5 protein-coding genes are annotated in these 18,691 nt (G+C 40.5%); 4 read left to right on the top strand and 1 reads right to left on the bottom strand.

The genetic code is table 11. The annotated features are described in order from the left end of the window. Positions 1-2,874 (bottom strand): T9SS type B sorting domain-containing protein, encoded by a 2,874-nt coding sequence (locus tag BMW98_RS18910; protein WP_090260846.1) that lies wholly within the window; start codon positions 2,872-2,874, stop codon positions 1-3. A gap of 190 nt (positions 2,875-3,064) precedes the next feature. On the opposite strand from BMW98_RS18910, the gene BMW98_RS18905 reads away from it, so the two are divergent. The 4 genes from BMW98_RS18905 (at position 3,065) to BMW98_RS18890 (ending at position 18,658) form a co-directional block, all read left to right on the top strand. Next, positions 3,065-3,745: a succinate dehydrogenase cytochrome b subunit gene (locus tag BMW98_RS18905; RefSeq protein ID WP_090261116.1), complete on the top strand. Its 681-nt coding sequence runs from the start codon at positions 3,065-3,067 to the stop codon at positions 3,743-3,745. A gap of 7 nt (positions 3,746-3,752) precedes the next feature. Beyond that, on the top strand, positions 3,753-5,762 hold the full coding sequence (locus BMW98_RS18900; protein WP_090260844.1) for a fumarate reductase/succinate dehydrogenase flavoprotein subunit: 2,010 nt from the start codon (positions 3,753-3,755) through the stop codon (positions 5,760-5,762). A 28-nt stretch (positions 5,763-5,790) separates the two neighbouring features. After that, the gene (locus BMW98_RS18895; RefSeq protein WP_090260843.1) at positions 5,791-6,564 is read left to right on the top strand and encodes a succinate dehydrogenase/fumarate reductase iron-sulfur subunit; all 774 of its coding nucleotides are present in this window, start codon (positions 5,791-5,793) and stop codon (positions 6,562-6,564) included. A 202-nt stretch (positions 6,565-6,766) separates the two neighbouring features. After that, on the top strand, positions 6,767-18,658 hold the full coding sequence (locus tag BMW98_RS18890; RefSeq protein WP_090260841.1) for an MBG domain-containing protein: 11,892 nt from the start codon (positions 6,767-6,769) through the stop codon (positions 18,656-18,658). Positions 18,659-18,691: the final 33 nt, after the last annotated feature.

Genomic DNA, 18,691 nt, shown 5'->3' with positions numbered 1-18,691 from the left:
TTAGCGGATAATTTTCACCCAGTTTTTAAACTCTTGTTTTGCCTTTGCTGGGTCTAGCACATCAAAAGTTACTGTTGCCGTGTAATAGTAAGTGCCAGATGGTAGTTCATTACCGTTTTCATCAGTACCATTCCAGTCGATAAAGAAGTTTGGCTCAACTTCTTCCGTAGTATTGTAGGTAAAGAGTTCTTTGCCTCCCCAGCGATTGAAAACTCTAAACTCAACCGATCTTACAAAACGTGGACATTGCGCATTAGGCTGGTCAAAGGCTCTAAAGGTATCGTTTACACCATCATCGTTTGGAGTAAAAGTGTTTGGCAAGTCATAGTAAGGGCAATTGTCAAAGCAAACCGAATTACTCAAAGTACTTTCGTTATTCGATCTATCTACAGCGGCTATTTTATAGCAGCCCTTGTACGATGATAAACCAGTGTGCGTAAACTGCATGTCTCTAGTGTTTCCTACAAGAGTAAAACTGTCTTCGGCACCCGATGTGGAGTAATAAATGTTGAAACTGGCAATGTCATTGTCAACATCGTCTGCGGTCCAAGTAAGTGTATTGCTAAAGTTGGCGAAAGCACATGGCTCTAATTGTAATTGGTCACAATTCGGATTGTCCAATATAATTAGGGGAGTGCCATCTGGGCCTTCTACGGTGGTACTGTCGCTAGGTATCTCTATCTCCGGTTCTTCAGGTGGTTCTTCATCATTTGGCTGTATGCAAACCACCTGCGAATTATTAACCAATGGTGCTGGTATTATTGGGTTACCATAGCTGCCCTGAGTAACCACGTAGTAGCAATATTCACGGTCTTCTAACAATGGTACACTGTTAAACTGCCCTTCATCTAAGTAAGTAAAGCCATCGGCTGTAACAAGGGCTGAATCTATGAGTACAAAGTTATCAGTGTCGTTTGCGGCAATATCTGCTCTGTTTCTGTATATGTAATGATAAGGGAACGATTGTACTCGGTTAGACCACGGTACATCAGCCTCCCAGCTCAACTCAACAGCCTGTACCAGTCCGAGAGCCTCCAGTCTAACAGAAGATGCTGTGGCAGAACTATCAATCAGGTTGTCGGCATTATCGTAAAAGCGAACCATATAATGATACGGGGTGCCTTCCGTGTTTAAGCCAGTATCCATAAAGGTAGTATCGAGTGTTGAGGTTACCTGCGTTCTGCCTACGTTGCCATCAAATCCTTGGTAACGAATTAATTCATAGCGGTATGGTGGAGGGAAGAGTATTGGGTTGATTTCCAGCGGAGAAGTCCATTTAACAAAAATTTCTCCGTCTGTCATACCTGTGTTTTCAATAGAAACATTGGTAATGGCAGGTACGTCCAAAGGAATGGTAGTACATGTTTCTATAGAGGCATAGCTTGTTCCACCTTCGGGAAGTGGGAACTCGGCCACAAGTCTGTAGCAATATTTTACTCCTGGTCTAACATCATTATCGTCAATATAATTGGTCTGGTCAATCGGTAGCTCGTCAATCAGTTCATAGCCAGATTGTGCAGGTATACCCACAATACAATTTTCAGGGTCAAAATCGTAACTGTCTACCCTACGATAAATCTGCATAGTTGGCGCGTAGTTTGCCCCAATGTAGTCGTCCCAATTTAGTTCAATGGAAAGTCCTGAGTCTACAGATGAGGTTAAGCCGGTTGGCGCAGGAGCCACTACTTGTATGTTCCATGTAGCAAAGTCAACGAGTTCAGGAGCTTCTGGGTCTGAAGGGTCGTCTGTAATTTTAAACTGTACTTGATATGGCCTTGCTCTAACATGAGAAAGGTCTGTTTGCCATCTAAAGAGAGAGGTTGCTGGAGAATCTCTGAACTCAGGGTTTGGGTTAAGGCCTGGTAAGCTTAGGTACTCAGCAGCATTGCTGTTTAGCCCAAATACGCCACCAAAGGCTTCCATTAGTACTTTGTTTCCATCAGGGTCTCTACCCAAAATTTCGGCTTCTAATAATGTGCCCGCTTCAATACAAGTATCTGCAGGTATCTCGAGTTCTGGCCTTTCATTATCACATTCTTCTACCAAAATCTGCATGTCTCGGGTTACGTAGCCAAGCAGTTCGTATCTGCCAGTTAGTTGCGAAAAACGCCACTCTTCTATAATGAAAGCTACATTATATTCACCAGCAAATTTTGGTGCATCCCATACTAGGTCTCCAGTAAGTGGGTCTATGCTGAACTCTGTTGGTCCACCATCTTCACTAATGTCCGAAATGGCTGGGTCGTCAAGCGGCACATAGTTTCTTACTTCTACTCCTCTGTCCTGAAGAGGGGTAACGATTTTATAGGCAAGGCTGTCTCCATCAGGGTCGTAAGCGCCTGGATTGTGAATAAATCTGCTGCCAATACAAGCTCTATCAATTGGTGGAATAGTAAGCTGAGGCGTTCCGTTAACATCTAACCCTGGGTCGATTCTGATTACTGTTTCAATATGAAAAGGGATTTCTTCTGAGCTAGCACCTCCCATGTTGATAATGCCCCCATTACGGTTTTGTTCGGTGTAGCTAATTACGTAAACACCTGGGCCATCAAAGGTATGGTCGAATTGAATTACCGAAATGAGTGTTTCGTTTCCGATTACTCGCTCATCAAAGCTACCATCTACCGATTCTTGCTCAAGTGCGGCTCTTCCCGGGCCAATTGTTCTGCCTTGGCCAAAGTTAAAAATCCCGCCTTCTCCAATTTGAACGGGTGACCCAGTGTCTTTGTAGAGAATTAGAGTGAAGCGATACCTTAAACTTGATTGTGAAATGCGGACAGCTGTAATCTCTCCTGCTCGTATGTGGGTTGCCCATAAGTCAGTTGAAATAGCCGTAAATATTAACAGTAGTAGTAAGCTTCGAATGTTGGTCATCAGTCGGTGCCTTTAAAGGTCTTAACGCAATATCAGTAATTAGTTATATTTTCAAACAATAAAATGTCACATTCTGTTGCGCATCTGTGGCTCTTATTTAGAATCTTTCAACGTAAGAATACCTTTGTTTGATAACGATTGCGACTTAAATTTGAGCCGATTATTAAAAGATTTTCAATCAATGAGCTGGATGAAACAGACGTTCAATAGTTCCATAGGACGCAAATTTGCAATGGCCCTTTCGGCCTTGTTCCTAATGTTTTTCCTATTGCAACACTTTGCCATAAACTTTACTTCGGTATTTAGCGAGCAAGTGTTTAATGACTTATCTCACTTTATGGGTACTAACCCTTTGGTGCAGTTTGCCCTACAGCCAATTCTTATTTTTGGTGTGGTTTACCACTTTGTAATGGGCTTTGTATTAGAGGCTAAGAACAGAAATGCAAGGGCAGTAAAGTATGCTAAGAATAATGGCGCTGCCAATTCTACTTGGTTTTCTAGAAACATGATTTATAGCGGAATGGTGATTTTACTTTTCTTAGCTGTACACTTTTACGATTTCTGGATCCCAGAAATTTCTACCAAATATATTCAAGGCGACATGTCTGGATTATTGGCCAATGGCGAGTTCAGATACTATGAAGAAATGGTTGAGAAATTTCACGACCCAATAAGAACTGGTATTTATGTACTTGCTTTTGTCTTTTTAGCATTACACTTAATGCACGGTTTTCAGTCGGCATTCCAGTCGGTTGGTGCCAGACATAACAAGTATACTCCGGCCATCCAAAAACTTGGAAAACTTTACGCCATCGTAATTCCTGCCGGTTTTATCTTCATCGCATTGTTTCACCACTTAACTGGACATTAATAAAGCTATGACCAAATTAGATGCTAAGATCCCTGAGGGCCCAATTGCCGAAAAGTGGACAAAACATAAAAACAATATTCGATTAGTAAACCCTGCTAACAAGCGTTTGATAGACGTAATTGTAGTGGGTACTGGTTTGGCTGGTGGTTCTGCAGCTGCAACACTTGCCGAGCTTGGTTACAACGTAAAAGCATTTTGCTACCAAGATTCGCCAAGAAGAGCGCACTCAATTGCTGCCCAAGGTGGTATTAACGCTGCAAAAAACTATCAAGGTGATGGTGATTCTACCTACAGGTTGTTTTACGATACTGTTAAAGGTGGTGACTACCGCTCTCGCGAGGCCAATGTTTATCGTTTGGCGGAAGTATCTGCGAACATCATTGACCAATGTGTTGCGCAAGGTGTTCCGTTCGCTAGAGATTATGGTGGGTTGTTAGATAACCGTTCTTTTGGTGGTGTTCAGGTATCAAGAACATTCTACGCCAAAGGCCAAACAGGTCAGCAGTTATTGTTGGGATGTTACTCAGCAATGTCGCGCCAAATTGGTAAGGGTAAAATCAAAATGTACAATCGCCACGAGATGCTTGATTTGGTGATTGTAAACGGAAAAGCTCGTGGAATTATAGCCCGTAACTTGGTTACTGGCGAAATTGAAAGACACTCAGCACACGCAGTAGTGATTGCCTCTGGCGGTTACGGTAACGTGTTCTTCCTTTCTACAAATGCTATGGGGTCGAATGCTTCAGCAGCATGGAAAATCCACAAAAAAGGAGCTTTCTTCGCTAACCCTTGTTACACGCAAATTCACCCTACATGTATTCCTCAGCACGGAGACCAGCAGTCTAAACTAACGCTGATGTCCGAATCGTTGCGAAACGATGGTAGAATTTGGGTGCCTAAAAAGAAAGAAGACGCTGAAGCGATTCGTGCAGGCAAATTGAAGCCTACACAAATTGCTGAAGAAGATAGAGATTACTACTTAGAAAGAAGATACCCATCGTTTGGTAACCTAGTGCCTCGAGATGTAGCTTCAAGAGCTGCAAAAGAGCGTTGCGATGCCGGTTACGGTGTAGGAACTAATGAAACTGGCGAAGCAGTATACTTAGACTTCTCTTCGGCAATTATGCGCTACGGTCAGGAAACAGCTAACGTAAAGGGTTATCATAATGCGAGCCAAGAAGAGATCAGAAAGCTTGGTGAAGAAGTAGTAGAGAAAAAATACGGTAACCTTTTCCAGATGTACGAAAAGATTACTGCAGATAATCCATACAAAACTCCAATGAAGATTTACCCGGCCGTGCATTACACTATGGGTGGAATTTGGGTTGATTACAACTTGATGACAACCATTGAGGGTTGTTACGCTGTAGGAGAGGCAAACTTCTCTGATCACGGAGCCAACCGTTTAGGTGCTTCGGCCCTTATGCAAGGTTTGGCCGATGGGTACTTTGTGTTGCCTTACACCATTGGCGATTACTTGGCCGATGATATTAGAACTGGCGCAATTTCAACCGACCTTCCTGAATTTGAAGAGGCTGAAAATGCTGTAAGAGAAAGAATCGATTTCTTCTTGAATAATAAAGGTTCTAAGTCGGTAGACCATTTTCACAAGCGCTTGGGTAAAGTAATGTGGAATAAGGTAGGTATGGCTAGAAACGCGCAAGGGTTAAAAGAGGCCATTGAAGAAATTAAGCAAATTCGTGAAGAATTCTGGAAAGACGTTCGAGTGCCTGGTTCTGGCGATGGTATGAACCTAGAGCTTGAAAAGGCAGGTCGTGTGGCGGATTTCTTGGAGCTGGGCGAACTGTTCGCAAGAGACGGTTTGTTGAGAGAAGAGTCGTGCGGTGGTCACTATAGAGAAGAGCACAGTACGGAAGAAGGTGAGGCTGAACGTGATGACGCTAACTTTACACATGTTTCGGCATGGGAATACAAAGGAGAACCTTCTGATGCTGTATTGCATCAAGAGGCACTCAAGTACGAGAACATTGAGTTGAAAACACGTTCGTACAAATAATCAATTTAGAAACTTAGAAAATAAGAATATGTCTGCTAATAAAGGATTAAACCTTACACTTAAAGTTTGGAGACAAAAGAACCAAGACGACAAGGGACAGATGGAGACCTATCAGGTTAAAGACATCTCGACCGATAGCTCGTTTTTGGAAATGATGGACATTCTAAATGAGCAATTGATTGCCGAAGACAAAGAACCGGTTGCCTTTGACCACGACTGTAGAGAGGGTATTTGCGGAATGTGTTCTATGTACATCAATGGTGAAGCACATGGTCCGGGTAGAGGAATTACTACTTGCCAGCTTCACATGAGAGAGTTTAATGATGGTGATACCATTTATATAGAGCCATGGAGAGCGAAAGCTTTCCCTGTCATTAAAGACTTGGTTGTAGACCGTGGTGCTTTCGATAGAATTATGGCTGCAGGTGGTTTCGTGAGTGTAAATACCTCTGGTAACACACAAGATGCCAACGCTATTCCAATCGAAAAGGCCAATGCAGACAAAGCATTTGATGCGGCAACTTGTATTGGTTGTGGTGCATGTGTAGCCAGCTGTAAGAATGCATCAGCCATGTTGTTCGTGTCGGCTAAAGTTTCTCAGTTTGCCTTGTTGCCACAAGGACAAGTAGAGGCTGCCGAGCGTGTACAAAACATGGTAAAAGTGATGGACGAAGAAGGCTTTGGTAACTGCTCTAACACAGGAGCCTGCGAAGTGGAGTGTCCTAAGGGAATTTCTTTAGAGAACATCGCCCGAATGAACAGAGAATATTTAAGCGCTAGTTTTAAGTCTGAGGAGGTTTAACGCAGCCACAAAATAACAGAGATAAAGGCTCCCAAATGGGAGCCTTTTTTGTTTTTCAAATACATAGAACTGCTTTTATTTCGAAAAACTATAGTTGTTCGTTAATAAAAAATTATATTTTCTCTCCTTTTAAATAAAAATGAAAAGGGTGTTTCCAGTATAGGTAAATAGGTCATATTTTGTGGCCTACAATCTAAACTACATGAGAACATACCTTTTACCATTCATTTTTACTTTTCTAGTATCCTTTTCTTCTTTTTCTCAGACTAATGTTAGTGGTACAATAAGTACCAATACAACTTGGACTAAAGCCAGCTCTCCATATGTTTTGAATGGTGATATAACAGTCGCAGATGGTGCCGTTTTAACACTGGAGCCAGGTACTATATTAAAAAGAGGAAGTTTAAGTTTTCAGGTTTTTATTGAAGGAGCTATTAAAGTAGCTGGACAAGAAAGTGATTCGGTTTATGTAGAGGATGGTTTTTCTTATAGAACTAACGCCCTTCTAGAGTTTAAAGATGGTGCTGATTTGTCTGAAAGTTCAATATCTTATTTAAGTGCAGAGAGTAATTACTCCCTAATACCATCAATTATTGAGTTAGGAAAAAATACGAACTCTGATGGTGATGGCAGTTCAAGCGCAGGAGAATTACGAATTGAGAACTCTAAAATAGACGGTTTTTATATAACGATTTTCAATGGCTCTGGTGCAGGTAAGTTATCCATAACTTCTTCATCAATAATAGATTCCGAGATAGACGTAGAAGGTAAGTTTGTTTCTGAGTTGGAGATATCGGACTCTTACCTGAATAATACTGATTTGCGTTTAGTGTCTCATGATTTTGTGTTCTTGCTGAAGAACTCAAGGGCGGTAAATGGCTATACGGATATAACCTATGATATAGCTCAGTATAAAGTTGTTGATTCTGAGATTAGTAGACATCATATCAATGGGGCAAGCAACACCCCTAGTAAAAGGGGAGGTGAATATTCACTTTCGGGTTCAAAGTTTATTAATAGTCGAGTTCGACTTCCTGAGTCTTTTGTTTCTATAGATAAGTCGATTTTTTACGTATCACAAAATGTTACCTACTCAAGTACAGGACATCTAACTGTGAGTTCACCTATAGTAGCCAATGGAGTGGAGATAGAGAATAGCCAAGTATTTGCAGATGGCGGATTCGCTTGTTTAGATTTAAAAGGTACTTATGTCAATGCTCCTGATGAGGTTAACTTAATATCGAATTCATTTTTTCAGAATAAATATTCTACTGTAGCTGTAGGTGCAATATCTGTAAAAGGCCTAAATGGTTTAACCATTCTCAATTCTAATTTTGATGTTTACAATACACAAGCAATCACTAATTATAGTGAGCAAGATATTGAGGCCACTAATAATCATTTTGAAGGGTATTCTTCTGTAGAAGAAATAGAGCAGATTGTCTTTCATCAGCAAGATGCGCCTAGTAATGGTCTTGTAGACTTTTCGAGTTTTTCTAATTCTGCGTACAATGTTTCTACTTTTTCTCCACCAAGAGTGGTTAAGAAAAGGAAAAGTTCCACTGGTGATTTTATTGATGAGTTGGGTTTTGAATTTCTGAAAACTCATAGCCAAACAGATAAGCTTCGAATATATAAGATTCCTAAGGATGCATTTGGTGGGAGTGGGTATTTTAATAGGGAGTTCGTTCAAGAAGTTGAATCCCCTTTTAGTGCTGTGTCGCTCAGTTTGTCGAATGACTTTGAATACCTTTTTACCGCAGTAAAATCGGATGGAACTGAGAGCTTCGGAGTATTTGGCGAGAATGATTATCCAGAATTAATTACAGATTGGGGAGAGCTAAATATACTGGAAGATGAAAGTCTCGTAAGAGAATTTAAGGTTTTTGATAGAGAAGGGGATATAGTACAGCTAGAGCTAGAGCTAGAAACTGATAATGAAAACTTGGCAGACCTTTCCAACTTTGAAATAACAGAATTACGGACTGAGAGTGATACGGTTCTCTACCAATTAGAATTTACTCCTAACCAAGACATGTATGGGGATCTTGATTTGACTTTGAAGTACATGGATGGGCTGAATTCTGCGTCTATTGCACGTGAAATAAAGGTGCTGCCAGTTAATGAATATAAGCCTGAACTGACAGATATATGGCCAATAATTGATGGGGTCGAGGATCGGACACTGTTTTTCGATTATCTGAACTTTTGGTACCGGGTGATTTCATCAGATCAAGATGGGGATGAAGTGAGATATTTGATTACCGAATTAATTTCAGGAAAGCTTGAAGGAACTTTTAATGGGGAATACAGAGAAGCTCAAGTTGGAGATACTTTATATAGAAATGATGATTATAGATGGACCCCCCCCCAAGATCAATTTGGAGACCTTCCAGCTTTTAAGCTAAGAGCGACCGATGGAGAGTTGCTTTCAAACGAAGAAAAAACAGCTATTGTTCAAGTTGAAGCAAGAAATGATCGACCGATCTATGACGAGGTAGGGGATCAAATTTTTCAAATGAACACTGAAGGAGTGTATGAGTTCCTGATTACTGGGATCTCGCCAGGCCCCTATGAAGAGGAGAGTGTTACAATGGAAATGGATATTTCCTATGATAATGATTTTGTGGATGGTAACGATGTGACTTTTGAGTATTTGGAAGACAAGTCTTCTTTTAAAGTCAAGTTTAATACAAACAATAAAGATATAGGAATTACAGAGCTTAGGCTCAGACTGTCAGACGGGTTATTGAGTACAGTGATTTATCAGCCAGTTATTGTTTTGCCATACCCCAACCAAATTGACTTTGTATCACCGTCAGAGGTAAACGCTTACGCTGAGCTTGAATTTAACCATATACCAGAAGTTGAGACCCAGATTCCAGTACAGGTCTTACCAATAGAATTACCGGAATCACTAAGTGCTGACCTTACATGGAGAGTTGCTACCTTCCTAGGGACAGGTGTTAAGGGAGATCGTCTAGGAGGAAGGATTTCCGCCCAATTCAATCAGCCTAACCGTTTAGTCAAGGATTCAAGAGGAAATTATTTTGTAATGGACAGGGGTAACTTTAAGATATACAAGGTTACACCTTCAGGAGAGGTTTCTTTATTTGCGGGAGGGACTCACGGTCTCAATGAAGGTGTTGGCTCAGAGTTACAGTTTAAAGGGCCGTCTAGTATTGCTATTGACGGTAATGACAACCTCTATGTCACCGATAATGATTGGGAAGACAGGTTGATTAAGATAACACCAGAAGCAGAAGGTACAGTCATTATTGGGAAGCACGGGCGTGACGGTTATGTTGATGGCCCTGCAAATGTGGCTGAACTTCTGGATCCAAGTGATGTTTTAACAGATAGTCAAGGGAACATATATATAATAGAGCCAATAGGTGGGCATATTCGAAAGCTTGATACTAATAATAATGTATCCACCTATTTCAAGACAAATGAATGGGCTTATCCTACTGCAGCTGACATAAACTCTCGAGATGAGATTATTGTTGCAGACCACTTTTCGCATAATCTGTACAAGGTGAAAAATGGTGTAATGGAAATAATTCCATTACCCAATCAGGAATTGACTTCAACAAACATTGCCTATTTGACAGATGATGTTGTCGTTTTTAATATGAAAGTAGATAACCTACTCAAATTGTATACATTCAATTTGAGCACCAAGGAGCTACATCAGATTGCTGGTGCAGGTAACGCTCCATTTATTGAGGAGGGTAACTCCTTGCATCATAGTATTCTTGGGTTTGAGTTATTCATTGATGATGGAAGAATTCTAGTCAATGATGAGAGGAATGGCAGGTTGTTCATTCATTATAAGTCCATTGATGAAGTAAAGGGTGTTTTTGATCATGATGACGTAGGAGAACAAGAATTATCTTTTATAGCTAGGGATATTTTTGGAGTAGAAGAATTTCATAATACTGTTATTAATGTATCTCCTTCAGATAAAGTAGATGCAACTAACCTAAACCAAAGCCTAACCTATACCGAAGATCAGGCAGTAGATCTAGAGGATGTAGTAATTTCAGGAACAACGGCAGACGAACTTATTGAAGCCGTATTGGTACTTAAAAATCCTGGCCAAGGAATTCTATCAGCAGAATCAGGAAGCGGGGAGTCTTATCTTGCTAATTCAGGAGAATGGTCAATCATTGGAACTACAGGACAAGTGAATGCTGCATTAGCGCAGGTTCAATTCATTCCTACAGAAAACTTGGACAAAGACTCACAAATAGAAGTTAGAGTTATTAGGAATGGCGGCCATGTTCCGAATATTGGAACAATAACTCTCGAGGTAACTCCGATTAATGATCCATTAACTTTAGATCCTTCCCCTGTTGATAGCGCATATAGCGAGATACCCTACTATACAACTTTTAATTTGTCTGACCCTGATGACTACTTTTTTGGAATAGATGTGTTGGAAAAACCAGAATGGTTGACAGTTAACTCATTTTTGGAGGTTTCTCGTTATAGTGGCAATAAAGATGAACGGTTTAGTATTGATGGAAACCTAGAGGATGCGAGATTCTCTTCACCATCTGATATGGCATTGCTTGACGATGGCTCAGTAGTTTTACTTGATAACTACCAAATTAGGAAGATTACACCAGAAGGGGATGTGATTACTTTGGCAGGCTCAACCTATGGGGACGAAGACGGCCCCGCTCTTGAAGCAAAATTCAGTTACCTACAAGGGTTGGCTGTTTCTAAAGATGGAACAATCTTTTTCGGAGACAGCCAAAGGCTCAAAATGCTAGACCTTACAGGTAATGTAAAGACTATTGCGGGCAACAATAGGCCTTGGTTAGAAAATGGGTGGCAACCATCTATTTATTTCTCCGGGATAAATGACATTGAGATCTCTCCGAGTAATGAACTGTATATATTGGATGGTACTGGTAGGTTACTAAGAGTTTCACAAAACAGAAATGCAGAGGTTGTTTTTGGTGATGGTAGAGGCTATGAGCAAGAAGGTAGTTTTGAAGAGTTTGGTGGGTATGTTACATCTTTGTCATTCTCTCCAAATGGTAGGTTGATTCTTGCGGGCGGCTGGGATATTTATGAGGCGGACCTTGTAACTGAACAGATTAGAAAGTTAAAGGGAAGTGCCGATGGGGTTTCTGACGTTAAAGATGTTGAAGTTGATGATTATGAGAATGTTTGGTTCATAGATGAAAACAAGCTTAAACTATTAAAGCCCGACAATACTGTAGCAACAGTGGCAGGCAGTGATAAATATGGGTATATAAATGGAAAAGGAGAAGAAGCACTTTTTTATGATTCGCAAAGTGTTTTGGATACAGGAGATGGAAAGCTGCTTATTACTGAGAGCTACCAAGGTCAGGTAAGAAAGGTTGAGCTTAATCATTTTACGGCCTTCGGTACACCATCAGAATCCGACTTAGGAGATAATCAAGTTATAATACAGTTTAAACAGAGAGATGAAGTGGCTTATCTCTTGGATATGCAGATTGATGTAAGGTCAAGTGGTATGCCCTTGTTGGTGGGTATGGGACAAACATTCTCTGGTGCTGAAGATGACTCCTCGTTGAAGATTACCGGGTTAGGTATTTCAGAAGTGCCAAACAATAATGTGGAACTTAGCCTTACACTGTCCGAACCTTTGGCGGGTACTTTTAGTGCTAGCACAATACTAGAAAATGAATTCAATGTAGAAACAGGAGAGTGGAAAATCACTGGCTCTCAAAGTGAGCTGAATGACTTCTTAAATCATTTTGAGTTTTTCCCGAACAAAGATGCATTTGGAAATATTGAAGTCAATGTTGAAGCGAAACGTGAAAATGGACTTTTTAGCAGAAATGGCGTATTCCATATTTCACTAACCCCATCTAATGACCCCCCTGTTTTAATCACGGATGGAGTGAAAGGAGATGTTGGAGAGTTTTTGGAGGAGTTTTTGGAAATTGATGAGCCCGATGATGATCTTTTAAAGGTTGAGATTGCTGACTTACCCAATTGGGCAACTTTAGGACAAAAAATTACAGTTGAATATGAGCTTTTAGCTGGCCTTACTAAGGTTTCTACGGTAGATCAAGTGATGGATGGAGATGTTAATGTTTCCACCATTAGTAGTATGGTGGACTTTTATTTAGAATCTGGAGATGAGATTTATTGGTTAGAAAGATCTTGGGGGGTAAGAAAGCTGCAAAATGGCATTGTTTCTACTGTTTTTAAGGCACCATCAGAGCTTACGCACTTAACAGAGCAAAGTACAATCTTACGCGTGTTCAATAGTAAGGTATACCTGTCAAGTAATCGACAGATTTTCGAAGTGCTAGATGAAACGGCAGAGCTTATTGCCGGTAACTATTCCTATGGTGATGTAGACGGTGATGCAACTACGGAGGCTCAGTTCAGGGAGATAAATGATTTTATACCTGATGAACATGGTGGTTTTTATATTTCTGATAAGGGCAGTTACAAGATTAAACACTTGTCGGAAGAGGGGGTGGTAACAACATTTGCTGGAAATGGTACTGCGGCTAATTATGAAGAAGGCGATAAGTTGAATGTAGGCTTTTATGATGTTAGTGGCTTGAGGCTTGATGCGAAGGGAGATTTGTTAGTGTCTCATAATAACAATAGGCGTCTCAGGATGATTTCCAATAGTACGGTGACCAATGTGTATTTTAACGCACAGGGATGGGGAAACCATGGTCTTTTATTTCCTGATGGTCTAGGAGGTGTTTTGGTATTTGGTAACACCAATACTATAGCATTGAATGATTTAAATGGTAACAATATTGATCAGTATTATGTGTACGGAATAGGGGATGGTTCTGAAAATAATCCACAATTGTTAATTGATAATATGGCTTTCAACCATTTGGTGGGGCAGGATTTGTTTGTTTTCGACAGCTCTAACAATAAGTTCTGGAAGCTAAATGTTGGTTATAAATATAAGTTATTCGGAATCCCTCAGCTTGGTGATGATGGTGTGACACAACATAGCGTTACACTAAATGATGGAAGGGGTGCTCTGGAAAGTGCTGACATTTCCATAACTATTGCATCTCCTGATATACCAAATTTAATTGGTCTAAACCAGAGTATTACCTACACTGAAGGAGATGGGGCGATACCAATTAAAGGCATTAATATTACTGATGAGGAAAATGAGAGCCTTGTATTGACGCTAGAATTGAGTGATGCTAGTATTGGGGTAGTGAGCTCCGATTTTCTAGATTTATCAAGTTATAAATTAAGTGGTAAAAAGTATCAGCTGAAAACTTCAACTATTGAAGCCAATAAGGTGCTTTCTTCATTAAGCTTTAGTCCAGAGACTAACAACGATAGGAATGGAGAACTATATATTGATGTTCTTAAAGATGGAGAGAAATTCTCTGCCTACGGGACAGTAGAGTTATTGGTTAATTCTGTTAACGATGCTCCTCAAATTCTCAATTTAAAAGACACAGTCGCCTTTATTGGTGATAGCCTAGCCATAGTTGTAGATGCTTTTGATGTTGAAGATGGAAGAAGCATTGAGCATTTAGTTATGAGTAAGCCTGATTGGCTTAACCATATGAGGCTTGAGGCTAGAGATGAGCCAGTGGCAGGTAACCCCGATGGGGGTATGGGCTTTGAAACAAGAAGCCTTAAAGAAGCGAAATTTCATTCTCCCGGTTATTTGGACTTTGATACTGATGGAAATCTTTTGATGGCCGATGCAGGACTACATTCAATTTTAAAGCTAGATTTTGAAAGGGATACAGTTTCTGTTTTTGCAGGAAGCCTATCAGGTGGTAATAAGTTAGGGGCTAAGCTAGAAGCTGAGTTTAACGAACCAGGAGATATAGCTGTGGCTACCGATGGAACAGTTTATATTGCAGATAGGGGGAATAATCAAATTAAGGCAATTCTCCCTTCTGGTGAGGTAGTATTAGTTGCTGGTAGTGGGGTATCAGGTAATGATGATGGCTATGCTGAAACAGCTAGTTTCAGTAATATGAAGGAGCTTTATCTGGATAAGGCAGAGGAGAGTCTTTATGTTAATGACAATGGGATAATTCGAAGAATTAGCTTTGTGACCAAGAGTGTCTGGAGACCTGATTTCACAGCTAACATTCAGGGTCAGGTTCGAGCCTTCTATTTAGCAGATAATGGAGATTATTGGGTTTTTGTAGATTATAAACTTTATCAATTCGATTCGAATGGGCTTCTTGTAAGCGAGTTTGGCTCTACATATGGCTTAGAGGATGGTTCTGCGGTAGAGGCTAAATTGGGATATGTAACCTCTATTTTGGAAGTCCAAAATGAACTCCATTTTGTGGAGTATGGAAAAGTGCTTCGCAAAATAGATGATCAATCAAATGTTGTTACAGTCTTGGGGGACTTAAATTCTGGGGCTAAGTCAGGAATCAATGGAGAGATAGGACTAGGTAACTCCAAGAGTTTCGTAGTTAAAAATGGGGCTATCTATTTTACGGACTATCCTGGGGTTCGCAAAATAGTGTTTGATGAGAGTTTATTCTATGGGGTGCCTACGGAAAGCGATCTTGGGGTTTCTTCAATTGAATTTAGTGCTACGGATTCTGAAGGATTGGCAACAACAAAAACTGCTAGTATAAGTGTTTTTGAAGTTGATATGCCAACTGTTTCAGGTTTGGATACAGCACTTTACGTGAAAGAAAAGCAAGGCGAATTTGCGCTTGATTGGATTAGGATTGAAGGAGAAGAAACTGCGGAATTTGAGCTTTCAATAGAGTCGGTTAACAGTTTTTCTTACAATGTCAACGCAACACCAAGCGTTGCTTGGGAAGAAAACCTCGGGAAGTGGCGTGCTTCTGGTTCAAGAGAGGAGCTTAATAACCTATTAAGCAGCCTAACTTTTTCTGCACCTAGCTTTAAAGAAGATCTCTTTACGTTTACCATTAAACAGCTTAATGGCAGGCAGCAGAAAATAGACTCGGTATACTTGTTTGCGGAGCCAGAGAACGATGCACCTGAGTTTAATATGGCGACAACTTATGAGGTAGTGGCTGGAGAAACATTAGAACTGAAATTAGGCGGAACTGATAGCGATGGAGATTATTTGGCGTATAAAACAGCCGGAATGCCAACATATGCTTCAGCCGATTCCTTACTATTATTGCAAAAGCTACTATATCCAGTTTATTCGGATAATTTGCCTGATTCTATATTGCATAAGCAGCTGTCTTATCCTTCAGGCCTTTCTTTAAACCCTGAAGGAAAAGTCTTTTATACAGATAGGAATAGACATCAAATAAGAGTCTTAGACCCTATTAGTGGTGTAGACGAAGTATATGCGGGTACTGGAACTTCTGGCATGTTAGATGGGTCAAAAGAGGAGGCTGAATTTTCATTTCCATATGGATTGTTAGTTGATAACGATGGAAACCTTATCGTGTCAGATTTCAATAATGCAAGCCTTAGAAAAATCACGCCTGGAGGAGACGTTTCAACTATTATAGGTACAGGTCCGATTACAGATTACTATAGCCACACAGGTGTTGATGGAGATATTACAGTGGCTCAGCCTTGGAACATCTTTGGGCTTAATCAGGGAGGAGATGGCTCTATTTACATGGCGCAATATCTATCTGTGGCAAAACTAAATACTAATGGTTACTATGAGTATTTAGTTGGGGATCCTAATTACCCAGATGGCAGAGGGGATATAGATGGTAATACTGATATAGCAAAACTCGGTTTGTATGTGTATGATCTTGAATATCTATCGGAAGACTCGTTGCTTATTTGGGATGCCTCAAACAGAAAACTTAAGCTTTTACATAATGAATATGTTACCACTATTATCGGTAATGGAGGAGTAGCTAGTGGAATTAACTATAAGGATGGAAATATAAATTCGGCTAGAATAGGAGGCGTGTGGGCCTCCACAAGACTAAAAGATGGTCGGATTATTTTTAGTGATGCTACTAATAATGCTATTCGAATGCTTGACCTCAAGGCTGATACTGTCTATACCGTCTTGGGTAAAGGGTATGCTGAGAGAGTCTATGGTAAAGCGTCTGAAATAGGGTATCAAGAGGCGAGGGATTTCTTGGAGCTGGATAATGGTGATATCCTGGTGGCGGCTACCGGAAGAATAGATAGGTTGACGCATTCTGTAAATGCCATCTCTTTCAATCCACAAATTACCGATGTTGGACAACACAAATTTACTCTGAAAATCTCTGATGGTAGAGGTGGTACCATTTCAGAAGAAATCACTATCAATGTAGTAGCTCCAAATACAGCTCCAGAGGCGCTTGATGTGGCGGATGTTACAGCAACTTATGGGGATGGAAACATTTCGGTGAGTTTGTTTGAATATTTCAATGATAAAGAAAGTAGCGATAACGAATTGACCTATGAGGCTTCATTGATTTCAAATGAGAATGTTGTTGGAGCAAGTCCTATCAATTCTGAAAATGGTGTCTTATCACTTAGTGTTATTGGAGCCGGAGAATCGGATGTTACAGTGGTTGCAACCGACCCAGAGGGACTTCAAGCATCTACCACTTTTAAAGTAACAGTAGCACAGGTCGAAGCTTTAGTCGTTTTTGGGACTTCAGAATTTATCAATGATGAAACTGCAAAGTCCGTTGAAGTTACTACTTCACCAGAAGGATTGAACTACACCATTACTTACAACGGAATCGAAGAACTACCATCTACAGTTGGTGAATATGATGTTGTAGTAACAATTGATGAAGCTAACTACTATGGTTCTGAATCAACCACCTTAAGTATTCAGAATATCGCGCCCGAAGCTCTGAGTATTTCTAACCTTTCACTTTTCGAAAATCAGGAAGGTGGGAAAGCAATAGGGGATTTAAAAGTTGTGGACCAAAACCCTTCAGATACCCATACTTATACCTTGGAAAGCGGTGTTTTGGATAATGATTTGTTCGAAATAAATGAAGATGGGTTGGTGTCTAATACATCCTTCAATTTTGAGGAGCAAGCCACTTACCAAGTAGCTGTTGAAGTGATGGATAATTATGGTGGTACGTTTGCTAAAGAGTTTACGATAGAAATTCAGGATGTTAATGAAGCGCCAACAATTGACGAGGTAGAAGCGGTCGGAATAGTGAAGAACTTAGGCCAGCTTTCCATAGACCTTACCGGAATTGGTGCAGGAGAGGAGCTTGACCAAGAGGTAACTGTAACCGCTAGCGTTTCTGGAATAGTGGCAAGTGCTCAGGTGAGCTTGCAAGAAGGTAATACCTCAGCAACTCTAATTTTTGAAACAAATGTCGACCAAGAAGGTGAAGGGCTTATTGCTGTTTCCGTAAAAGATAATGGAGGTACCGAGAATGGTGGTGTGGATGAGCTAGTGCTCGAAATACCAATTAAAGTGCTTTCTCCAAACATTCAGGTTGTAGATGGAAGCAATTGTGGGGAAGGGATAGTAACGCTTACAGCGTCTGGTGCCGAATCATTTGTTTGGTATGAGTCACCATTGTATGGAAATAGTATTTCAACGGATAATCAACTGGAGGTTGACTTAACCTCTTCGAAAGTTTATTACGTTTCAGGAGTTTTCGATGGCGTTGAGTCCAATTTGCGTGTTCCTGTTAAAGCACTGATTTTTGATGAATTAACTGTGCCGGAGCTTCAAAATATAGATGGTGTACTCAGCACAGAAGCAGTTGATGGGTTGAGCTATCAATGGTTATTAAATGGAAGCCCGATTGACGGTGCAACATCAAATGAGTATACCCCTGAAGAAACGGGGAATTATGCCATTGAAATAATCAATGAAAACGGGTGTATGGCGGTTTCAGCTAATTTGGAGGTTGTAATAACTGCAATTGAGTCAGGTTATGAGGTACTGCCAATGAGGGCCTATCCATCGCCAGCTGATCAATTCATAACGCTGGAGTTTGATGTGATGGTTAACAAAGGGGCCACCATACAGTTAATCGATCAGTCGGGGAGGGTTTCAGTAACCACTGAGCTTAAGGAGGCTAGCCAAAAAATAACAATCGATGTTAGCAGCGTTGCCTCAGGGATTCATACCGTTGTAGTAAAAGATGGCGTGAGCCTAAGTGTAAAAAAAGTGATGATAAGGCGCTAGCTTGAAGACACTTGTAATAAAGTATTAATGAAT

Origin of the sequence: Roseivirga pacifica, assembly GCF_900111145.1 — a bacterium.
Classification (GTDB): domain Bacteria; phylum Bacteroidota; class Bacteroidia; order Cytophagales; family Cyclobacteriaceae; genus Roseivirga; species Roseivirga pacifica.
The sequence above is the reverse complement of the archived record's forward strand: the minus strand, read 5'-3'. Positions and strand labels throughout refer to the sequence as shown.